The 19,504-nt window shown below is 42.4% G+C and carries 14 protein-coding genes; 5 read left to right on the top strand and 9 right to left on the bottom strand.

The genetic code is table 11. The features are described from left to right. Position 1 precedes the first annotated feature (1 nt). Complete coding sequence (locus G511_RS0108405) at positions 2 to 928, bottom strand: LysR family transcriptional regulator (RefSeq protein ID WP_028469248.1); 927 nt, start codon at positions 926 to 928, stop codon at positions 2 to 4. Between the two features lie 118 nt (positions 929 to 1,046). On the opposite strand from G511_RS0108405, the gene G511_RS0108400 reads away from it, so the two are divergent. From G511_RS0108400 to G511_RS0108385, 4 genes are all read left to right on the top strand, one after another. Continuing rightward, the gene (locus tag G511_RS0108400) at positions 1,047 to 2,534 is read left to right on the top strand and encodes an FAD-linked oxidase C-terminal domain-containing protein (RefSeq protein ID WP_036551684.1); all 1,488 of its coding nucleotides are present in this window, start codon (positions 1,047 to 1,049) and stop codon (positions 2,532 to 2,534) included. Beyond that, the gene (gene glcE / locus G511_RS0108395; protein ID WP_036551683.1) at positions 2,535 to 3,650 is read left to right on the top strand and encodes a glycolate oxidase subunit GlcE; all 1,116 of its coding nucleotides are present in this window, start codon (positions 2,535 to 2,537) and stop codon (positions 3,648 to 3,650) included. Between the two features lie 25 nt (positions 3,651 to 3,675). Then, positions 3,676 to 4,914, top strand: a complete 1,239-nt coding sequence (gene glcF / locus G511_RS0108390; RefSeq protein WP_028469245.1) for a glycolate oxidase subunit GlcF — start codon at positions 3,676 to 3,678, stop codon at positions 4,912 to 4,914. A gap of 75 nt (positions 4,915 to 4,989) precedes the next feature. Next, a complete protein-coding gene (locus tag G511_RS0108385; RefSeq protein ID WP_028469244.1) occupies positions 4,990 to 6,045 on the top strand; it encodes a TRAP transporter substrate-binding protein in 1,056 nt (351 codons plus the stop codon). Positions 6,046 to 6,155: 110 nt separating this feature from the next. Here G511_RS0108385 and G511_RS0108380 read toward each other — a convergent pair whose 3' ends face one another. The 8 genes from G511_RS0108380 to G511_RS0108345 form a co-directional block, all read right to left on the bottom strand. Next, positions 6,156 to 7,631 (bottom strand): coiled-coil domain-containing protein, encoded by a 1,476-nt coding sequence (locus G511_RS0108380; RefSeq protein ID WP_028469243.1) that lies wholly within the window; start codon positions 7,629 to 7,631, stop codon positions 6,156 to 6,158. Between the two features lie 57 nt (positions 7,632 to 7,688). After that, complete coding sequence (locus G511_RS0108375; RefSeq protein ID WP_051221743.1) at positions 7,689 to 8,630, bottom strand: DUF6384 family protein; 942 nt, start codon at positions 8,628 to 8,630, stop codon at positions 7,689 to 7,691. Between the two features lie 58 nt (positions 8,631 to 8,688). Next, positions 8,689 to 9,870 carry a hypothetical protein gene (locus G511_RS0108370; protein WP_028469241.1) on the bottom strand — a complete coding sequence of 394 codons (1,182 nt, stop codon included), beginning with the start codon at positions 9,868 to 9,870 and terminating at the stop codon, positions 8,689 to 8,691. 191 nt (positions 9,871 to 10,061) lie between these two features. Next, entirely contained in the window at positions 10,062 to 12,158 is a 2,097-nt protein-coding gene (locus G511_RS0108365; RefSeq protein ID WP_028469240.1) for a two-component system response regulator, read from the bottom strand. Next, a complete protein-coding gene (locus tag G511_RS23795; protein WP_084629046.1) occupies positions 12,155 to 14,476 on the bottom strand; it encodes an ATP-binding protein in 2,322 nt (773 codons plus the stop codon). The genes G511_RS0108365 and G511_RS23795 overlap by 4 nt, the downstream gene beginning before the upstream one ends. Continuing rightward, on the bottom strand, positions 14,476 to 15,024 hold the full coding sequence (locus G511_RS0108355) for a YfiR family protein (RefSeq protein ID WP_084629045.1): 549 nt from the start codon (positions 15,022 to 15,024) through the stop codon (positions 14,476 to 14,478). The genes G511_RS23795 and G511_RS0108355 overlap by 1 nt, the downstream gene beginning before the upstream one ends. Before the next feature lie 9 nt (positions 15,025 to 15,033). Further along, positions 15,034 to 17,091, bottom strand: coding sequence for a TonB-dependent receptor plug domain-containing protein (locus tag G511_RS0108350; RefSeq protein WP_051221741.1), 2,058 nt, complete (start codon positions 17,089 to 17,091; stop codon positions 15,034 to 15,036). Positions 17,092 to 17,409: 318 nt separating this feature from the next. Next, entirely contained in the window at positions 17,410 to 18,084 is a 675-nt protein-coding gene (locus tag G511_RS0108345; RefSeq protein ID WP_342664789.1) for a YceH family protein, read from the bottom strand. A gap of 250 nt (positions 18,085 to 18,334) precedes the next feature. Between G511_RS0108345 and G511_RS0108340 the strand changes: the two genes are divergently transcribed. Further along, positions 18,335 to 19,372, top strand: coding sequence for an NAD(P)/FAD-dependent oxidoreductase (locus G511_RS0108340; protein ID WP_028469235.1), 1,038 nt, complete (start codon positions 18,335 to 18,337; stop codon positions 19,370 to 19,372). Positions 19,373 to 19,504: the final 132 nt, after the last annotated feature.

Raw genomic sequence — 19,504 nt, 5'->3', positions numbered from 1 at the left:
CTTAAATCAACACCTCACCATCTAAAATTTCCTGCTCGCAAAGTCGCTGAATCAACTCGATGAGGAGAAGCTCAATAGCCCGACAAGCCGCTGTAAAGGGTCTATTTTCTAGGCGGACAATAGCGTGAATTCGATCAATCGAAGGGTTAATAATTTTCAGTGCATCCAGCTCACCATGCTCAAGTTCTGGAGTCATCACGTCATAGGGGATAATGGCATTAGCAATTCCGTTGTTCATCAAGCAACGTAGTGTCAACCCAGTATCTTGCTCAAACTGGATATCCAAAGGCCACTTTGCTTCCAGCGCTTTTTGCTCGATATGCAAACGAATATTGTGCGGCCGTGAGGGTGCAACCAACGGGTAATTGGATAACTCCTCAAAAAGTATCGTGCCCATCGGATGTTTTGCAGCAATCCCTTTTCCCACTAGGTGCAATGGCTCTTGATACACCGGAGTGACATGAACCCCACTCAAATCCGCAGCGTTCGGAATCAGGCCTATGTCAACTTTGCCATCGGCAATATTTTGCGCAGCATTCAAGCTCATAGCATCATAAATTTTTAGCTGCACTTCTGGAAAGCGCTGAGCACATTCAGTTACTAGCAGGGGGATTAGGGTGTAAGCCTTCGAAGCATCAATAACAACACCGACCTCACCGCGCGGAGAAAATTCATCGCTAATAACATCCGCCTTTGCAATATCAACCTGACGCAGTATTACCTTCGCGTGATGAACCAGCTTCTCGCCAGCCAGTGTGAGCCGAACTCCTTTGACACTGCGAACAAAAAGCGCAACGCCGAGTTCATTTTCTAACGCGGCGACCTGATGGCTCAACGCAGGTTGCGCGATAAATAATTCACGGGCGGCGGCTGAAACACTACCCACCTCTGCAATTTTCAGAAAATACTTAAGCTGAGTAAATTTCATATTTTCTCCATAACTAAAACATATGGTTAATTATAGTTATTATGTATTTTTTTAAATAGCATTTCATCTTTAGTGTTATCTAGGTTCCACCTCTTCAGCGAGCCACTTGGATACCGCCATGAACTCAAACATTGCAGCAAGCATCAGAACACAACGACTTGCCAGCCTCATTCCAATGCTGAACCAGATGATTCCTGACCATGCAATCTTGAGTGAGCCAGAACAGCTCAAAGCCTACGAGTGCGATGCATTTACCACGATGCGCCAAATGCCGTTACTAACGGTACTCCCTGATAGTATCGAGCAAGTTCAGCATGTCATGCGTTGCTGCCATGCGCTTGATATCCCTCTCGTGGCTCGTGGAGCAGGCACCGGACTAACCGCAGGGTCAATGCCTGTCGAGAACGGTGTTCTCCTTGGTATGAACAAGTTCAACAAAATTCATGATATTGATCTGCATAACCACAGCGCATGGATAGACCCTGGCGTTCGCAACCAAGCCGTCTCCGATGCTACTGCACCCTACAACCTGTATTTCGCACCCGACCCATCCTCACAACTCGCCTGCTCTGTCGGAGGCAATGTTGCTGAAAACGCTGGCGGCGTTCACTGTCTCAAGTACGGTCTGACCGTCCACAATATTCTAGAACTAGACGTCATCACCATTGAGGGAGAGCGCATCACTATAGGTGGTCAAGCGCTGGATTCTGCAGGGTACGACCTCTTGGCAGTCATGACCGGCTCCGAAGGATTACTAGGGATTATTGTTGGTATTCGCGTAAAACTTTTAGCGAAGCCTGCTAGCGCTCGCGTGTTACTCGCCGCCTTCGCCACCATTGAAGATGCCGGTAACACTATCTCTGAAATCATTGGTGCAGGCATTATTCCAGCAGGCCTTGAAATGATTGATCAAAAAGGCATTCAAGCAATTGAAGCACTGATGCATGCAGGCTACCCGGTTGATGCAGCGGCAGTAATTATCTGTGAATTAGATGGCAGCGCTGAAGAAGTTGAAGATGAACTGAGCAGTGTCCTTGCAATACTCAATCGCTTAAATGCTTCAGACATTCAAATCTCAACCAACGAAGCTGAAAGCAAGCGCATCTGGGCTGCTCGCAAAGCCGCCTTCCCTGCCCTTGCTTGCTTAGCTCCCGACAACTACGTGATGGACGGCACTATCCCGCGTCGAGCGTTAGCCCAAGTGTGGACAAAAATCAATCAACTTGCTGATGAGTATCAGCTTCTAGTCGTGAATGTATTTCACGCGGGTGATGGCAACATGCACCCTTCCATTTTGTTTGATTCCTCCGATGAGGATCAACATCAACGCGCCAATGAGCTTGGCACACGCATTCTTGAGTTATGCGTTCAAGTGGGTGGCACTATTTCCGGAGAGCATGGCATCGGTTTAGAAAAAATAAATCAGATGTGTTTGCAGTTTACCGATGAAGAAATAAGTCAATTTCATGCATTAAAACTAGCCTTCGATAGTAAAGCATTACTTAACCCTGGCAAACAGATCCCTACTCTAGCGCGTTGCACTGAGTTCCATGCAATGCATGTACATAATGGCGAGATGCCATTTCCTCATTTGGAGCGGTTTTAAATGCTTTCAGTTCAGCCACCCGCAATAACAGCAAGAACACTGGCAGAGCAGATCAACACTGCTTACGAACAGAAATCACCGTTGATAATAACAGGCGGTAGTAGTAAAGCATTTTATGGACGCCGTACCACAGGCACTAAGCTATCAGTTTCAGGATACAGTGGCATCATCAATTATGAGCCTTCTGAACTTGTCATAACGGCGCGTGCAGGAACGCCATTAAAAGAGATAGAAGAGCTCTTGGCAAAGCACGGACAAATTCTTGGCTTTGAACCGCCTTCTTTTTCAGATACTGCCACTCTTGGCGGTACCGTAGCATGCGGGATTTCAGGGCCTCGCCGCCCTTATGCTGGAGCTGTCCGAGATTTTGTTTTAGGCGCGACCATCATCAATGGTAAAGGCGAAGTTTTAAAGTTTGGCGGTCAGGTCATGAAAAACGTAGCGGGCTATGATGTGTCGCGGCTAATGACAGGGGCATTAGGTACTTTAGGCGTCTTGCTAGACATATCACTGAAAGTCATACCTAAACCAGCTGTTGAAGAAACACGCATTCTGCCCTATGACCACCAGCAAATGAGTTCTTTATTAAGCTCACTGGGTCGCCAGCCAATACCGGTTTCTGCCACATATCTGCATAACAACCTTTTATATGTACGCTTCTCCGGCGCTAAAGCTGGGGTAGTATCCGCGGCAGAAAACATAGGTGGTGACATTCTCAGACAAGCAGACCTTTTTTGGCACCAGCTGAAAGAGCAACATCTCCCTTACTTTAATCAAGATAGGTCGTTATGGCGTGTGTCATTACCCCCAAGCGCCCCGTGCATCCCTGACTTACTAATTGATACAGAGTCAATCACTGAGTGGGGAGGAGCACAACGCTGGGTGTATCCAAAAGATACTGATGCGATACAACAATGGGCTATTGATAACGGGGGGCATGCCAGTTGCTTTCGTAATGTCTCTGATTTTAATAATAGCAAGACTAATAGTAGTGATGGTAACGGTTCTACTTTCAGCCCTCTGAGCCCTGCACTTCTTGCATTAAGCAAGCGCATAAAACACAGCTTTGACCCACACAACATTCTCAACCCCAGTCGTTTATACGTAGACCTATAACCAACCCAACACTGGGGGAGATACCGTGCAGACCAACATAGCTGAATTCATTAATAGCACTGCGCAAGGAAAAGAGGCCGATGCCATCCTGCGTAAATGTGTACATTGCGGCTTCTGTTTAGCAACGTGCCCAACCTATAATTTACGAGGTAATGAGTTAGATAGCCCCCGTGGGCGTATCTACTTAATTAAACAGGTTTTAGAGGGGCAGCCAGCCTCCGCGATCACACAGTCACACCTTGATGCATGCTTAAACTGTCGTGCATGTGAAACAACCTGCCCTGCAAATGTTGACTATCACCGTCTGCTGGATATCGGCGTACAAGTGGTAGAAAAACAAGTACCTCGCTCTTTTGCACAAAAAGCGCTACGCCATTCGATACTCAGCGTTCTGCCCTATTCAGCTCGGTTTACGCCTCTGCTAAAAGCCGCCCAACATATTCGACCTCTCCTGCCAAAAGCACTAAAAACAAAGATTCCACTACGGTCATCAAAAAGCAGTTGGCCGAAACGGGCTCATGAAAAACGCATGCTAGTACTAGAAGGTTGTGTTCAACCAGGACTCGCACCCGACATTAATGCCGCGGCAGCGAGAGTGTTAAGCCAATTTAATATCTCGCTGATCACCGCTGATAAAGCGGGTTGTTGCGGTGCGATTAGTTACCACCTTAATAAGCAGGAAGACGGCCGAGACTTTATGCGTAACAACATAGACGCATGGTGGCCAACAATAGAAGAAGGCTGTGAAGCAATAGTCATGACTGCTAGCGGTTGTGGTTCGACCATAAAAGAGTATGGAAAACTGCTTAAAGATGATCATTTGTATGCTGAAAAAGCAGCACGCATATCTGCACTAACAAAGGACCTGGTTGAAGTCTTTACAGATCTTCCGTTAGAAAAGCTCACACTCAATGCGACGAGCAGCGTCGCTTTTCAATGCCCTTGCTCACTGCAACACGCTCAAGGGTTATCAGGTTCCGTTGAAACCGTACTAGCCCGATTAGGCTTTCCAATAAAACCTGTCAGTGATGGGCACATCTGCTGCGGGTCTGCTGGCACCTACTCAATTTTCCAGCCAGAACTCGCCAACCAGCTAGGTGTACAGAAAGTTGAAGCCCTTGAAAAAGCAAACCCCGATATCATCGGCAGTGCCAATATCGGCTGCATGACACACCTTTCGGGTAAATCCAATACCCCTATCCAACACTGGATTCAAATCATTGATGCCGCCATGACGGGCACTAAAACGGATAACTCACGTTAATAACCTAAGACTCACTGCTCATAACTTTGAAAGCAAGCCTTTCACATGAAGGCATACAATAAGAAGGTAATTCATATGAAAATAAAAACATTAATAAAGTCATCTACTGGGCTGTCGTTAGGCCTTCTGTTATCTGGCAGCGTACTGGCTGACTCCGTCATGCGAGTTGCTAGCTGGCTTCCCCCAACGCATCCACAAAATGCCATTGTTCTAACGACATGGGGTAAATGGATAGATGAGGCCACTCAAGGCCGTGTGAAAATGAAGATTGAATACGGTATGGGACATCCTAAAACCATGTTTGACCTCGTAGAAGATAACGTTGTTGATGCTAGTTGGAGCGTTCACGGTTATATTCCGGGTCGCTTTAAATTGACAGAATCTGTAGAGCTACCCAACCTAAATGCGAATGCAGAAGCAGCTTCTGTCGCATTTTGGCGAGTCAGTAATAAATATTATAAGCAGGCAAATGAACACGAAGGCCTTGTTGTTGCGGCCCTTTTCACCCATGGCCCGGGGCAAATACACTTAGCAGAACCGATCGACTCCCTGGCCGATATGAAAAACCGTAAGATTCGTCTCGGTGGTGGTATTCAAACACAATTGGGGGAACGCATGGGCGTGACAGCCGTTGGAGCACCCGCGCCTAAAGTGTACGAAATGATGCAACAAGGTGTTGTTGATGGTGTATTCATCCCTACAGGTGAACAGAAAACTTTACGCCTAAACGAAGTCACCAAACAACTCGTTTTATTACCCGGCGGTATGTACGTCATGAGCTTTTCTATCTTTATGAACCCAGATTTCTTAGACGGCCTTAGCAAAGAAGACAAAGCTGCAATTCTTGCCGTTTCTGGTGAGAAACTATCCGCCCTTGCAGGACGTGCATGGGATGGTGGTGATGCACAAGGGCTAGTTACTGCCAAAAACGCAGGCGTTTCCATTTTAGAAGTTAAGAAAGGCGACCTCATCGATAAAGAGTTCCAAGCCATGATTATAGGTATGGATGAAGATTACCTTAAGCGTGTTTCAAATCGTGATGTTGATGCCGCCGCTGCACTAAAAGAGTTACGTGAAACCGCTCGTAACTACGTACCTGAAAGTGCACAAGCTAAAACAGCTCAAAACTAATATAAAGACAATAGATCTCTGGTAGGCGCTAACCTAAATAGCGGCGTTCACTCCGGTTATCCATCCACATAATACTCTAAGGATAACCGGAGTGCTTTTTATAGCATTAACTAAAAACCACCACCTGTACGAAAACCACCACCGCCACCGTTTCGTTTACTACGACCGCTTCCCGGGATACGAAACCCGCCACTTCCGCTACGTGAGCTCGGCCACCTAAATGTGCTGTTACTGTTTGATGTATTTCTGCCGGGTGATCGGCCACTAATACCACCACTACCAAAGTCAGGCTGCGCACCTCGATTATCATAACGCTGATTACGTTTAAGTACTCGCCACACATCACTGCCCGCTACAGCTCCTTGCAAGAACTGTCCTAACACTGACTTGATCAAGTCTTCATTACCAAAACCTGAGCGGACATCATCAAAACGGTTATTTTTAAAACTATGACGTACGCTTTCCAGCTCTTTTAATTTTGCTATTTTTGCAGAATGCGCACGGCGAAAGTCTGCTAAGTCATCTTCACTATCTTCATAATTATCCTGAAATTGACGAAGCTCTCTGACTAACTCATCATCAACGGGAGACAATGTAGCTCTCACATAGCGATCTATCTGATACACATCTTTATGCGCCATCGCATCACTTAAACACTGGATACTACGCTGTGTATATTCATCAGTTCCAGAAGTAAACTCAGCGCGCTGCTCCAACGTTGCGCTCAACCGGTTTTCTAACGCCTCTATCTGGTCATCCTGCGCATCTAGTTGTACACGCGCATCATCTAAACGCTGCTCTACTTCAGGAACGCCAGCATCTGATAATGCCTGAGTCTCTAATGCTTGAAGTAATACAAACTGATTCTCCGCTTCAGTTTGTACTCTTTGGGCATGTGCAGCTAAACGTTTAGGTATCTCTTGAAGGTTCCAATAATTAACTCGATTTTTTTCATACTTAATGAGCCCAGAGACCCATTTATCGAGAGAACGTGTTAACAGGCCTCCTACATAGTCAGGCGTAGCGAATTTACGCCGCCATAGATACATAAACAACTTATCATCTTGATAAGGCTCATCTTTAATATCCATATCAGATTGAGCTGTCTGGCTTTTCTGTAGCGCCTCAGCAGCGATAGACTCCGCCTTACTCGCGCGCTCAAATTGTGCTAGATAAGCAGAATCTTCACGCAACGCTTCCTGAATGGTAGTTTCATTCTCTGCAAGATCTGTTGATATATCATTAGCAACCAACAAGAGTTTTTCTCGAGCTACTTCTGCCTCTTCTAACTGCTGCTTTAAATTTTTAATTTCATGCTCAACTTGTTGAATATACTGAACACGGTCACTCAAAATATTTTTAGCATCAAGGTCGGCTGCAGTCAAAGTGTCTTGCAACTGTCCTGTATCTATTTCTAATAAGCGAACCTTAGCAATCTCATGAATAACCTTACCTTGCTGGCGCAGATTATCAGTCAGGTTTTCAGTCAGTCGCGTTAAACTCTGATCCAGACGATCAATATCATCACGCACCGTACGTAAGGTGCTATCGATACTGTTTAAAGCTGTTGAACCACTCCACATCATCTAAACCCTTCTATTAATTGTGCTGATAAATACATGTAAAAGTGCATAAAGCTAGGTTTACCATCGCGTAATAGTGGCACCACTGGTGGCAATTTTATATTTTGGTTTCAAGTAACCGGCAGGCTTATCACCCACTATGTTTGCCTGGATAATGCCATCATCACGCTTATCAGCAGCCACTGAGTTAAAGGCCCTGTAATTAACCCGTATTCCCCACTTATCTACATCATTGCGCTTACCTGACTCTTCATTCATCACAGGCAAGGTTAGTACGTTATTACCGCGACCAATCGCTTCCACAATTAAATAGTAGTTTCGTGCATTGGAATTAACATCAGGGATACGCCAAACGCCAGACTGCTCACCAGGGCGGGATACGATTCTAATTTTGTAACTAACCCTTAACTGAGTCAGCATATTTTCCATATCGCTTAATAACGACTCAGCCACTTGAGGCTTACTGTTAGCTAAAGCAGCACTAGCAGAACCCTTAAGCTCTTGTGCTTGGACAACCACTTGTGGGTTCTTGGCTATTGCTTGTATCTCATTATAAGTTTGCTGCAAAGTGTTCGGTAACGCCTCAAGTGCTTGTTGCTGAGGTCTCTCATTTATAAAGTAATTTCCAGCATAAGCCAAAGCCCCTACCAATAAGAGCGCAGCTATAGGCTTGCCCCACGTTTTACGGCTTACATAAAGATGAGCCAGCGTAGTAGAGAAATTCTTCTTAGACGGATAGTACTTAAAGCGGTCTTCATCCAGCGCTTTGATACCCTCTTCCAAAATATGATCAGGGACATCCATACCTTGTTCAGCATAGATTTCACGTAAACGTTCCAGTAACTGCTCACGTCGCGCATCCGTGCCAAGCTCCCGCTCAACCATGCCTTGGCGATGACGTAGTGTATCCACCACATCCATCGCCACCATAATATCTTCAAGTTTTGCTCTGGGCACTTCAACCTGATCAGTAGAAGCACTGGCCGCATTCATACTATCCATTCAATTACTCACTACTTTTGAACGCATCTTAAATACTACTTAACAATAACTAATTAACTTACTTCGCTTGAGAAAAATCAGGCAATGGTAATGAGCCTCCACGCTGAATAACACGTGCTAAACGTTGTTTACCATCTTCAACTGATTCGCGAATTTCTTCTGCATTTTTTGTGGACAAGATGCGCATCTCTTCAATAATTTCTTGCGAACGCTCCTGAAAATTAACAACAGACTCAACTAATTTTTTAACCGACTCAGCACGAATCGTTGGGCCGTAACCTGCTTTAATCGCGGCTTCTTGCACTTTCCCGCCAATAGAAGCCAAATCTTCCAAGCTTTTTGAGACCCCATCTTTCATTTCATTAAGAGTTTCTGTGCTTTCATGCAAACCAAACATGCCAGTATAAGAAGCCGTTAATGCCGTGAACACAGACTCATTGGTGCCAAAGAAGGTAATCGACTGCTTATAAACACGGTCCTTAGCACTGTTGGTTTGCATTAAGCGCATCATAATCACTTCGGATGTGTTGTAGCTAACAGTGAGGTTATCTGACAAGTCTTTAGCTACCTGATAGCGATCTTCTGCAAACTGTAAACTACGCATGCTCTCGTCACGGGCTAATTCAAGCTTGGCACGCTCTGCAAGATCATCACCTGCAAACTGCTGCACCTTGTCACCGGCTTGCTTTAGCGCGTCTTTCTGTGCATTCCACAACGCTTCTGTTTGCTTTAATAGGTCAAGCGCATAAATTTCGGACTCTTTAATCGCACCACGAAAATCTTGGTATGCATTTAAAATCACATGCTCACGCTCTATTTGGTCTTTAGAGTCACGCGCTACTTCTAAATAAGTATCTTTAATCTTGTCAAAACGGCTGGCTATATCGCCACGCGTAACTTTCATCCATGCATTGCTGGCACGTTCAAACGTATCAATTTTACCATCTTCAACTTGCTCAACCATCTTTTTAGCATCATCACGAATACTATTAAAAGACTCGGTAATTTCGGCATAACGCTGGCCAATTTTCATCTGAGATACTTGCTCACGTACAATCTCATTAAAAACGGAGGCTTGAGTCAATGTTCGGGCAATAGCTAAGGTTTTAGTCTCATCAATATCAGATAGACGCTCAATAAGCGCTACCACAGGGGCTTCATCTACTTTTTCAGGCATCAAGCCTAATTCCCGAACTTGGGAGAGTGCTTTATCAAGGTACTTAAAGGTCAGATTTGACATGATGGCTCCTCGTTAAAAATGGGTAAGCGTGCAGGTGCAACGCGAAAAACGATAATTATTTAACACTATATGCTTAAAAGATGTAGCGCAGATTAACACGACAGGAAAAATACGCTGTTAGAAGACAAAATAAACAGCAAAAGAGAGGAAGGTGGTTACGCCTCCCTAACCATAAAACTTATTTATTTTAGTTAATCGATCAACATATCAATTAACTCGACCGGTAACGGCTTACTAAAATAATACCCTTGGAACTGTGTACACCCCATATCAGTTAAACCTGCTACTTGTTCTTTAGTCTCCACTCCTTCCGCAACACTTAGCAAGCCTAAATTGTCTGCCAACTGAAGAATGGTCTGCGCAATAGCTGCATCCTTTTTGCTGGTCACTATTTCATCAATAAATGACTTATCCACTTTTAGCGTATCTATAGGAAAGTTCTTAAGATAGCTTAAGGAAGAATAACCGGTTCCAAAATCATCAATAGCTAAATTAATACCCAAACTTTTTAGGGACACTAATAGAGCAAGTGTTTCATTAATATTTTGGATAATAGCCGACTCGGTGATCTCTAACTCAAGCAAAGAAGGGTCAAGTCCCGAAACCTCCAACGCACCAAGAACTTGCTCAGAGAGGTTCTTATGATTAAATTGAAGTGCTGATAAGTTAACAGCCATACGATAAGGTTTAGTGCTTCTTTGCGACCACTCGTGCGCTTGCTTACAGGCTTGCTCAAGCACCCAACCACCAATCGGCACTATTAGACCAGAGGCTTCTGCAACATTCATAAACTTATCTGGTGAGAGCAGCCCTTTGGTGGGGTGATCCCACCGAAGTAGCGCTTCAAAGCCAATAATTTCGTTAGGCTCACCACTGAATTGCGGTTGATAATAAATAACGAGTTCATTATTCAACATGGCAGAGCGCAAACCACTTTCTATAGAGAGTCTATTTTTGTGATAAACATTTAACTCTTCTGAGAAGAACTGATAGCTATTTCGGCCACTTTCTTTCGCATGATACATAGCGACATCAGCATTTTGTAATAGCTCTTGTACGTTATCGCTGTCATCAGGATAAAGCGCGATACCAATAGTCGCCGTAATATGAATGGTGTGGTTATCAAGTAAAAATGGCTGAGACAGTGAATCAAGTACTCGCTGGGCTATCGTCACTACATTATCAACCGCATTAACTTCACAAAGTAATACAGTAAATTCATCTCCTGCTAGACGAGCGACTTTATTTTGTGAGCCTTCAATATCAATAGTAACTGCATCAGGCATACAGACTGAGTTTTTAATCCTGCTGGCAGTCTGCGTTAAAACTTGATCACCAACATGGTGACCGTAACTGTCATTAATATTCTTAAAATGATCAAGGTCAATAAATAACAAAGAGACCTCTTCATGACGACGCTTTGCTGTCGCTAGAGAGGTTTCAAATTGATCGAGAAACAAGCGCCGGTTGGGTAACTTTGTGAGTGTATCGTAGTATGCATAGTACGATATTTCTCGCTCTGTATTTTTTTGAGAAGTGATGTCATGCAAGGTACCGATGATACGTTTGTGTCCATACTCTTCAATGATATCGGTACGATCATGAAAAATAATGACTTCGCCATCTGAGCGAACCACGCGATACTCGATATCGTACGATTTGTTTTCATGCAATGCTTGTCGAAATGCATCATTAAATATTCGACGATCCTCTGGATGGATACACTTTAAAACAGAGCGATACATCACTGCATCATCCATTTTTTGAATATCTAGCATGGAAAACAACTCAGTCGAGCACTCAATAAAGGGAGACTTAAAATCCCACTCCCAATAACCCAAACGCGCAATAGACTGCGCTTTTGATAACTTTGACTGGTTCCGGCTCAACGCCAAAAGCGTTTTATTCGCTTTAAGAATATAGCGCACACGATGATTGAACAAAGGCCACTTTAAAGGCTTGGTCATAAAATCTGTGGCACCGACCTCAAAAGCTGCCTCTATATCTTCAGGCTTATCAAGTGCCGTTACCATGACTATCGCGCATTGAGCGCCCATATTAGAGTTTCTTAACTGCTGACAACATTCAAACCCCGTCATTCCAGGCATAGAAACATCAAGCAAAACTATATCAGGCGATACTTCCTGGAACACTTGTAGCGCTTTATCGCCATTCTCTGCTTCAAATATTGTTAGGTCTTCATCCTGTAATGCATACTTCATTAACAGGCGTATGCCAGGGTCATCATCAACGATAAGCACGGTATACGACATATCTGACTTACTCATACTGACGAGTCCTTTAGCAACCTATTTAGGGTATCTGATGTTTTTTCAAAACAACTGTATAGTAGTGGCGTTAATTCACTCGCTTCATGAACTAAGTTTTCTCGCCCTAAATACTCTAATCTTTTTGCTATATCAGATAAGCACTCCGCGCCGATATTTGCGGCACTTGATTTGAGTGAGTGAGAAAAAAGAAATAAAGACTTCCCATCATTTTCATTTATAGATTTTTTAATATTTTCCATTAACTCAGGAGTTTTCTCAAAAAACAACGAAATGATCTGCTGAACAATAGCGTCATCGGGTGAAATATCAGATATCTCTTCTAACACTTTAAGGTTAACTATTTTAAAACCATTATCAACTTTCTCATTAGCTGATAATATTAATTCTTTACCCATCCACTTGTTCAGACATAACTCCAACTTTTCACGAGTAAAAGGTTTTAATAAGATATCACTAGCACCTGCATGGCGAAAAACCTTACTGACTTGAGGCTGTATATCAGCAGTCAATGCGATAATAGGTGTCGTATAATTAATAGATTCAGTTCCTAACTCACGTATTTTTTTTGTAGCTTCAACACCATCAGCTTCAGGCATATGATAATCCATAAATATTAAATCATATTTTTTAACCGTTGCTTCCGAAATAGCCATCATCCCATTAGATACGACACTACATGTATGGCCAAAAGACATTAATAATTTCTTAATTACCAATTGATTAATTTCATTATCTTCAGCTATTAATATTTTACCTGCTCTATGGCTGACAGTTTTATCTTCTTTTATTACATTTATAAATTTTGAATCTACATTCACTCTTGTTAGTGGAATTGAAAACCAAAAATCACTTCCGACCCCAACTGTACTTTTCACTCCATATTGCCCATCCATAAGCTCAATTAACTGCCTGCAAATTGCGAGCCCGAGCCCTGTTCCACCGTACTTTCGTGTGATCGTGCTATCAGCTTGTACAAAAGGAGAAAAAATATTATCTAAGTACTCAGGCGCGATCCCTATACCTGTATCTTTAACCGCAAACCGAAGCACTGTGTCTGATTGAGCATGAGATTGAGACACAGCAATCACCACGTTACCTGTATCTGTGAATTTCACCGCATTATTAATAATATTGCTCAAAACCTGCCTAATACGTATAGAGTCTCCCAAATAGGTTCCTTTAGGTACTTCAGACATATCTAACCTGATAGCTACATCTTTTTTACTAGCCATGGGTGCTAGAGATTCCACCACACCTGTAAGAAGTGAAGTTAAACAAAACTCATTATTTTCTATCTCAACTTTATTGGCGTCGAGCTTTGAAAAATCTAAAATTTCATTAAGCAGTGATAACAACGAATGTGCTGAAGTATTTAAATATTTTATTTTTTCCGAAATTTCTTGATCAAACTCATGCATTTTTAAAAGTTCCGAGAATCCAATCACTCCATTTAATGGTGTTCTCACTTCATGACTCATTACCGCTAAAAACTCAGACTTAGCTCGATTTCCTTCATTAGCAAGATTCAAAGCAGCGGCCAAATCTTTTGTACGAGACTCAACTCTAAGCTCTAACTCTGAATTGATAGACGCCAGCTGTTTGTCTCTTTGGTATATCTCAGTCAACATATAATTAAAATTACGCCCCAACACTTCAAATTCAGTTGTTGAACTCTCTGGTGCACGCTTTGTATAGTCTTTTTTATCTGCAATATTTTGTATTGTAAAAAGAAGCTCATTCAAAGGTTTAGTGAAAATTCTTTGTAAAAAGAGCATAATCATAAAGCTAACAGCTAGCGCTAAGGTACTTGTCAAAAAAACCCAATAATATAAATTATTTATACGATCCTGAAATGTCATTAAATTATCGGCAATATAAACCAAGCCTATAACTTCACTTTCGCTATATATTGGCATATAGGTATGAAGCCCATTACCATCACTATGAACCTCACTCTTGCTGATATGAGAAACATCAATGATTTCATGTTTATGAAGATGTGAATAAGATTCTGGAAAACCATATTCTGAAAAAACATCTCCATTGATATCATAAATTATAGCATTATAAATATCTGGCTTTGCTTTTAGTGAATTTAATGTGTTTTTTGCCGAAATAGGATCTGAAAATAATAAAGCGGCTACTGTATTTTCTGCGACCATCTCACTAATAGATATTAACTCGCTTTCTGCCTGTTCTTTTGCAGCTTGAGTTTGGTTTTTTATGACGGCCCATAAAATGACTGTTATCACTAGAACAACAAGGAATATCATCGACAGCAAGAGCCTTATTTTTAGAGACTTAAACATATTCATTAACGTTTAACCTCTACAGCCAACTTTAGCATTTGAGAACTAAGCACCATATCTGATTCATTAACCGGGAATAAGTTAATGAGGAAGCGTAATCTATTGTCTTTCACTGTAATTTCTATCATTCCTCCTTCACCATAAAACCCTGAAATATCAGAGACCGTCAGAATAGGCTTCCCTTTAACTTTAAGAAATAAACGATTCAATTTTTCACGCTGAGATTTATCAATATAAAGAAGCTGACACTGATCAACCTCATCAATATTTTTAACTTGTTTTACTAAAACTAGCGACTTTGAGATTTTCTTACCCGCAAGCCGCTCCATACTTGGCTTATATAATTCGCTAAAATAGCAAATATTTACAACCGAACTGACGGCAGTCTCTGGCCATTGAGTAAATTTAGCGAAGTTGTAAACCAGCGCCGTTTTTAGTGGGTATACATCAGCACTCTGAGCACCAACAAAAGAGCTAGAAAAAAGAGAGAGAGGGACACCTAAACAGATGAATAGCTTCAGAGCGCTTTTACGTATTATGTTCGAAATCATCATTCATCTCTATCAAAATGAAACTGACAATTTGCCATAAAAGGAAGGCTCAACTCGATAAGGTATATGGAACTGCTCAGCTTCATATTCTACATATGAGCCACCTAATAAGTTCTTACCAAACCAAGACAAAGTAATGTCTGAAGAAGGGCTCCAATTAACACCAACATCAACACCTTGATGACTACCAATAGTTTTATCGGTAAAAGTAAAAGGAGACAACGCTAACGCATCACTGGTATAACGCCATGTTGCATTTATGCCAACATGTTTATTGAGCGACCAGTCAGCATTTAAAGATATAATATGCTTTGGAGCATAAGTATTCTGAGTAAGGCTCTCACTAAAGTCACCTTCAAAAAAGCTATAATTCAACTTCATTTTAAAGTCATTGGAAACCAACCATTGGGCAGATATTTCCGCTCCATAACTATGCCCAGAAGCATTGTTCGAGAAAGAATTATGTTGTGTTATGAACCCTCTTGGAATAGTACTAAGATCGGTTATACCAGTAGTTACTGAGCGAAGGTCACTGTAATTATTATAGAATAGTGAGCTGTCGAGTGAAAACACGCTGAAAGGCGTGTACCGGTACCCTATTTCATAAGTCATCAATTTTTCTGAAGCATAGTCACCATTTCCGACCACCACTATCTTTGTCAAATAGGGTACCGCAGGCATTGGTGGTGCAATGCTTACATTCGGCAGTATATTCACAGCATTTATTGATAGATTGTTCTCAGCACGTGAAGGGGTTCTGACTGAATATGCAACAGATGACCAAACCGTATTAACATCATCAATTTTATATAACAAACGCAGGTTAGGCTGAATCTCAGCGCCTGTGTAACTATTATGTTCAACACGAGCAGCTAACGTTAGCCAAAGAGAGTCATTTAGCATGATCTCATCACGCATAAAAGCGCTCCAGAGGTCGGTTGATGTGTCTAAACTTTTTTCTGACGTGATAATAGGCGCGACATTAATATCATCATTGATATACCGGTAACCAAGCCCCCAAATAATATTGTGACTCGTACCTGCTTTAAACTGGTATTGAAAATCTATATCCGCGGTATCCGTGGTAAAACCAAATAAACTGTCATCACGACGAGCATGATCATAATACGCTTGAATACTGTATTCAGACGTAGCCGATAAGGCCTCTGTAAATTTGGCTAATAAGTTCCAGCCATTCGCATCAAACTCATCACTGTAATACTTACCATATAAAGGAGCATCCACTGTTGGCGTAAAAACAGTTTGTTGTAGCTTACTGCGGTAAAAGTCGGTACTGACAGTTAGTGATGATGCGCCTTCTAACGCTATATCAACTCGCCCTCCTCCCTGCAAATCCCCCCAATCATTATCGGAGCTAACGCCGTTCATCATTGCTCGCTGGAGAGTTAACATATCCTGATCATTAAAAGGCAGTGAGTCTCTTTTAAAGCCTTTAACATAACCGCGAATTGTCGCTCCTTCATCTAACTTTCCACCAAAGCGAACACTAGCGAACCCTTTCTCATAATCTCCTGCGCCAATTTCAGCATAACCACCTTGTGTGTCAGCACTATGCTTAGTGATAATATTAATAACACCATTAACCGCATTTGCCCCCCACATAGCTGCACCAGGCCCACGAATGACTTCGATACGATCAATGTCTGCCATCAAAGTATCCTGAACTTCCCAATAAACACCAGAAAACTCAGGTGAGTACAAAGTACGGCCGTCCATCATAACCAGTAATTTATTATTGTACCGTCCACTAAATCCACGACTACCAATAGCCCATTTTTGAGAATCTAATTGTGCAACATGTAACCCTGGAACATCTCGTAACGCTTGAGGGATGGAAGTAGCGCCTGAGCGTCTTATATCATCATTGGTAATAACATAAATAGCAGCGGGAGCCTTAGATAGCGCTTGTGGTTGTTTTGAAACAGAAGTAATTTCAACTTCTAAAAGCTCCTGCAAACTAAGCTCAAAGCTATCCGACTCCCTATTAGCTTGCACTACTTGAGAGCACACTAATGTAGAAAAAATTGCGCAGATGTAAAAATTTTTCATTAATGAAGGTCCATTTCCCATTCGGTGCTGAATCAAAAGCTATATTTATTAGTCACGCATACTACGACCCAACAAAACATCGTAAAAATATTAAGCATAAATTGAATGAGGTCAGTAAATTCCTTCATATGCTATTACGTTGTATGCCTTAGCACTTGCTAACACCCAAAGCATAGTTCAATTTTTTGAAAAATGAACCTAAATCCAATGATTTACGAGTATCCATTGGTAATAGAATTAGCGTGTTCAATGACTAAAAAGATAGTGCAAAATCAGCGCTAATCATCATTCACTACCCCCATTACATAGAGGGCCAATTCATGAAGACCATTCTTCAAACTGTGCTTTTAATAATGCTAATTCCTGCTCTAGTTCAGTGACGCGCTGCTCTAGTACTTCAATTTTATCAGTATCTTGGACACGGCTAGCTGTATGCAAGACATTTGCGCTAGATGACAAACCTGAAGACTCAATACCTGAAGTATCTACTTCGCCACTAAATTGGTGCGCATAGCGAGACTCTCGCTTACCTGGTTCACGCGGTAAGCGCACCACGTATGAGCCATTCTCTGCTTCACTTAAGTACTGCAATACACTCTCAGCTTCATGGACATCAGTAAACTTACATAGCCGGTTAGTACGAGTACGCAGCTCACCCGGTGTTTGATAACCTCGCAAAAACAATGTGCAAATAATGCCTAAAGCCTGCTCACTAAATTGAAGCTCACTAAACTCGGTATTACAGAAGCGGTGCTTATACTTTACAACTCGGCTACCAAACCCGACCTCTTCTTTGATAAGGCGCTTTTTGGCTAATTCATCCAAAATCTCTTGAACATCAGACTCACTAAGCGCTAAAACAGGCTCTCGGTTACTCTTTTGATTACACGCCGCCGTTAACGAATTCAATGACAGAGGGTATTGATCCGGTGTTGTAATCTCTTTTTCAATCAAACAACCAATGACACGGGTTTGATTTAAGCTTAAATCCATATCCACAGTATTTTCCCCTCTGCATTTTTATAACAACGATTTCATAACAAGAGTTTAGTAGCAATAACTTAGTAGCATGCATTAAAAAATAACTGCTAACAGCCCTACACTACTACTCGCCTTAATAACTATACCGACCTAGTTAACAAAAAAAGCCAATAAGTAAGCTTACATTCTGTGATCTAGAGTAGAGCTATCAGCGTATAGAGTTATAAATAATGTATCTGCGCAAACCTTACTCTGGTATCTCATGAATAAAAGCAATCAACACGTAGCAATTATTGGCGCAGGCATAGCAGGAGCGACATTGGCAAATAAGCTGCTGAGCGCTGGCTATGAGGTAAGCATATATGAGAAAAGCAGAGGCACTGGCGGACGAATGGCTAGTTGCCGCTTAGAAGACAACAGTGCAGATTTAGGCGCACCATTCCTTTGCCCTGCTTCTGATATATTTCGTCAATGGCTAACACAGCAACCCAATGTTAACGAATGGACGCCAAGTACCTATCGTTTTAATGGCAAGCATTGCAAAAACCAGACACACTTTATTGCCACACCGAAACAAAGCTCACTTACTCGCGAGCTAATACAAGGTGCAAACCTTTATACTTCCATCCGAGTAGGTTATCTCTGGCCCGAGCGAAATCAAGCGCCGTATGAAGAAGAACAAAGCAGAGTATTGCTTCGTGATGAACACGGCAAAGCTCTTGGCCATTACGATGCAGCAATAGTAACAGTTCCGGCAAAACAAGCAGCGCCACTACTGGAAGCAGTACCACGCTTTGTGCGCCAAGTAGAAGCCGCGACACCCACAATCAGCTGGGTTCTTGTGATACAGATAAGCTCTGTCGTACCTATAACAGCAGAGCTAATCCAAGGGTCACATCCTCTATTATTACGCTGTATAAAAGACAGCGCTAAGCCCAAAAGAGTACGCGAAGAAAACAGTGATACCTGGCTGATAGAAGCAACACCAAAGTGGAGTGCGCTTAATAGTGATAGCGACCCAAAGCATGTTGCAGAGCAGCTCCGGTCAGCCTTTTTCGCTGTACTAAACCGTGACTTCAACACACAACCAATCATCACTGCGGAGCGCGTGCATCGCTGGCTATATTCTCGACATACTACCGCGCACTTAGACCAGCGCTTGAATGTAGGCTACCTATGGGATGCAAATACTAAGATAGGGGCGTGTGGGGACTGGCTTGAACTTGGTGATATCGAAGGAGCATGGTTCAGCGCTAATAAACTGGCAGAACAGGTCATTCTTCAACGAGAACTTATCTAACAATAATCTAAACCTCAGCCATCTCTCTTCTGAAGAACACAATTGTAGTCATCTAAAAATATCTTTATTACGTAAGAGGCAAATAAGTGCATTATAACGACACAGTATTTTACCGGCCTAAAGGATAAAACC

This window comes from Neptunomonas japonica DSM 18939, from assembly GCF_000422765.1.
Lineage (GTDB): Bacteria > Pseudomonadota > Gammaproteobacteria > Pseudomonadales > Balneatricaceae > Neptunomonas > Neptunomonas japonica.
The sequence above is the reverse complement of the archived record's forward strand: the minus strand, read 5'-3'. Positions and strand labels throughout refer to the sequence as shown.

Excerpts from the sequence above, each read along its gene's own strand:
- G511_RS0108405 (WP_028469248.1), bottom strand. The coding sequence starts at position 928 with ATGAAATTTACTCAGCTTAAGTATTTTCTGAAAATTGCAGAGGTGGGT.
- G511_RS0108400 (WP_036551684.1), top strand. The coding sequence starts at position 1,047 with ATGAACTCAAACATTGCAGCAAGCATCAGAACACAACGACTTGCCAGC.
- glcE (WP_036551683.1), top strand. The coding sequence starts at position 2,535 with ATGCTTTCAGTTCAGCCACCCGCAATAACAGCAAGAACACTGGCAGAG.
- G511_RS0108385 (WP_028469244.1), top strand. The coding sequence starts at position 4,990 with ATGAAAATAAAAACATTAATAAAGTCATCTACTGGGCTGTCGTTAGGC.
- G511_RS0108380 (WP_028469243.1), bottom strand. The coding sequence starts at position 7,631 with ATGATGTGGAGTGGTTCAACAGCTTTAAACAGTATCGATAGCACCTTA.
- G511_RS0108375 (WP_051221743.1), bottom strand. The coding sequence starts at position 8,630 with ATGGATAGTATGAATGCGGCCAGTGCTTCTACTGATCAGGTTGAAGTG.
- G511_RS0108370 (WP_028469241.1), bottom strand. The coding sequence starts at position 9,870 with ATGTCAAATCTGACCTTTAAGTACCTTGATAAAGCACTCTCCCAAGTT.
- G511_RS0108365 (WP_028469240.1), bottom strand. The coding sequence starts at position 12,158 with ATGAGTAAGTCAGATATGTCGTATACCGTGCTTATCGTTGATGATGAC.
- G511_RS23795 (WP_084629046.1), bottom strand. The coding sequence starts at position 14,476 with ATGAATATGTTTAAGTCTCTAAAAATAAGGCTCTTGCTGTCGATGATA.
- G511_RS0108355 (WP_084629045.1), bottom strand. The coding sequence starts at position 15,024 with ATGATGATTTCGAACATAATACGTAAAAGCGCTCTGAAGCTATTCATC.
- G511_RS0108350 (WP_051221741.1), bottom strand. The coding sequence starts at position 17,091 with ATGAAAAATTTTTACATCTGCGCAATTTTTTCTACATTAGTGTGCTCT.
- G511_RS0108345 (WP_342664789.1), bottom strand. The coding sequence starts at position 18,084 with ATGGATTTAAGCTTAAATCAAACCCGTGTCATTGGTTGTTTGATTGAA.
- G511_RS0108340 (WP_028469235.1), top strand. The coding sequence starts at position 18,335 with ATGAATAAAAGCAATCAACACGTAGCAATTATTGGCGCAGGCATAGCA.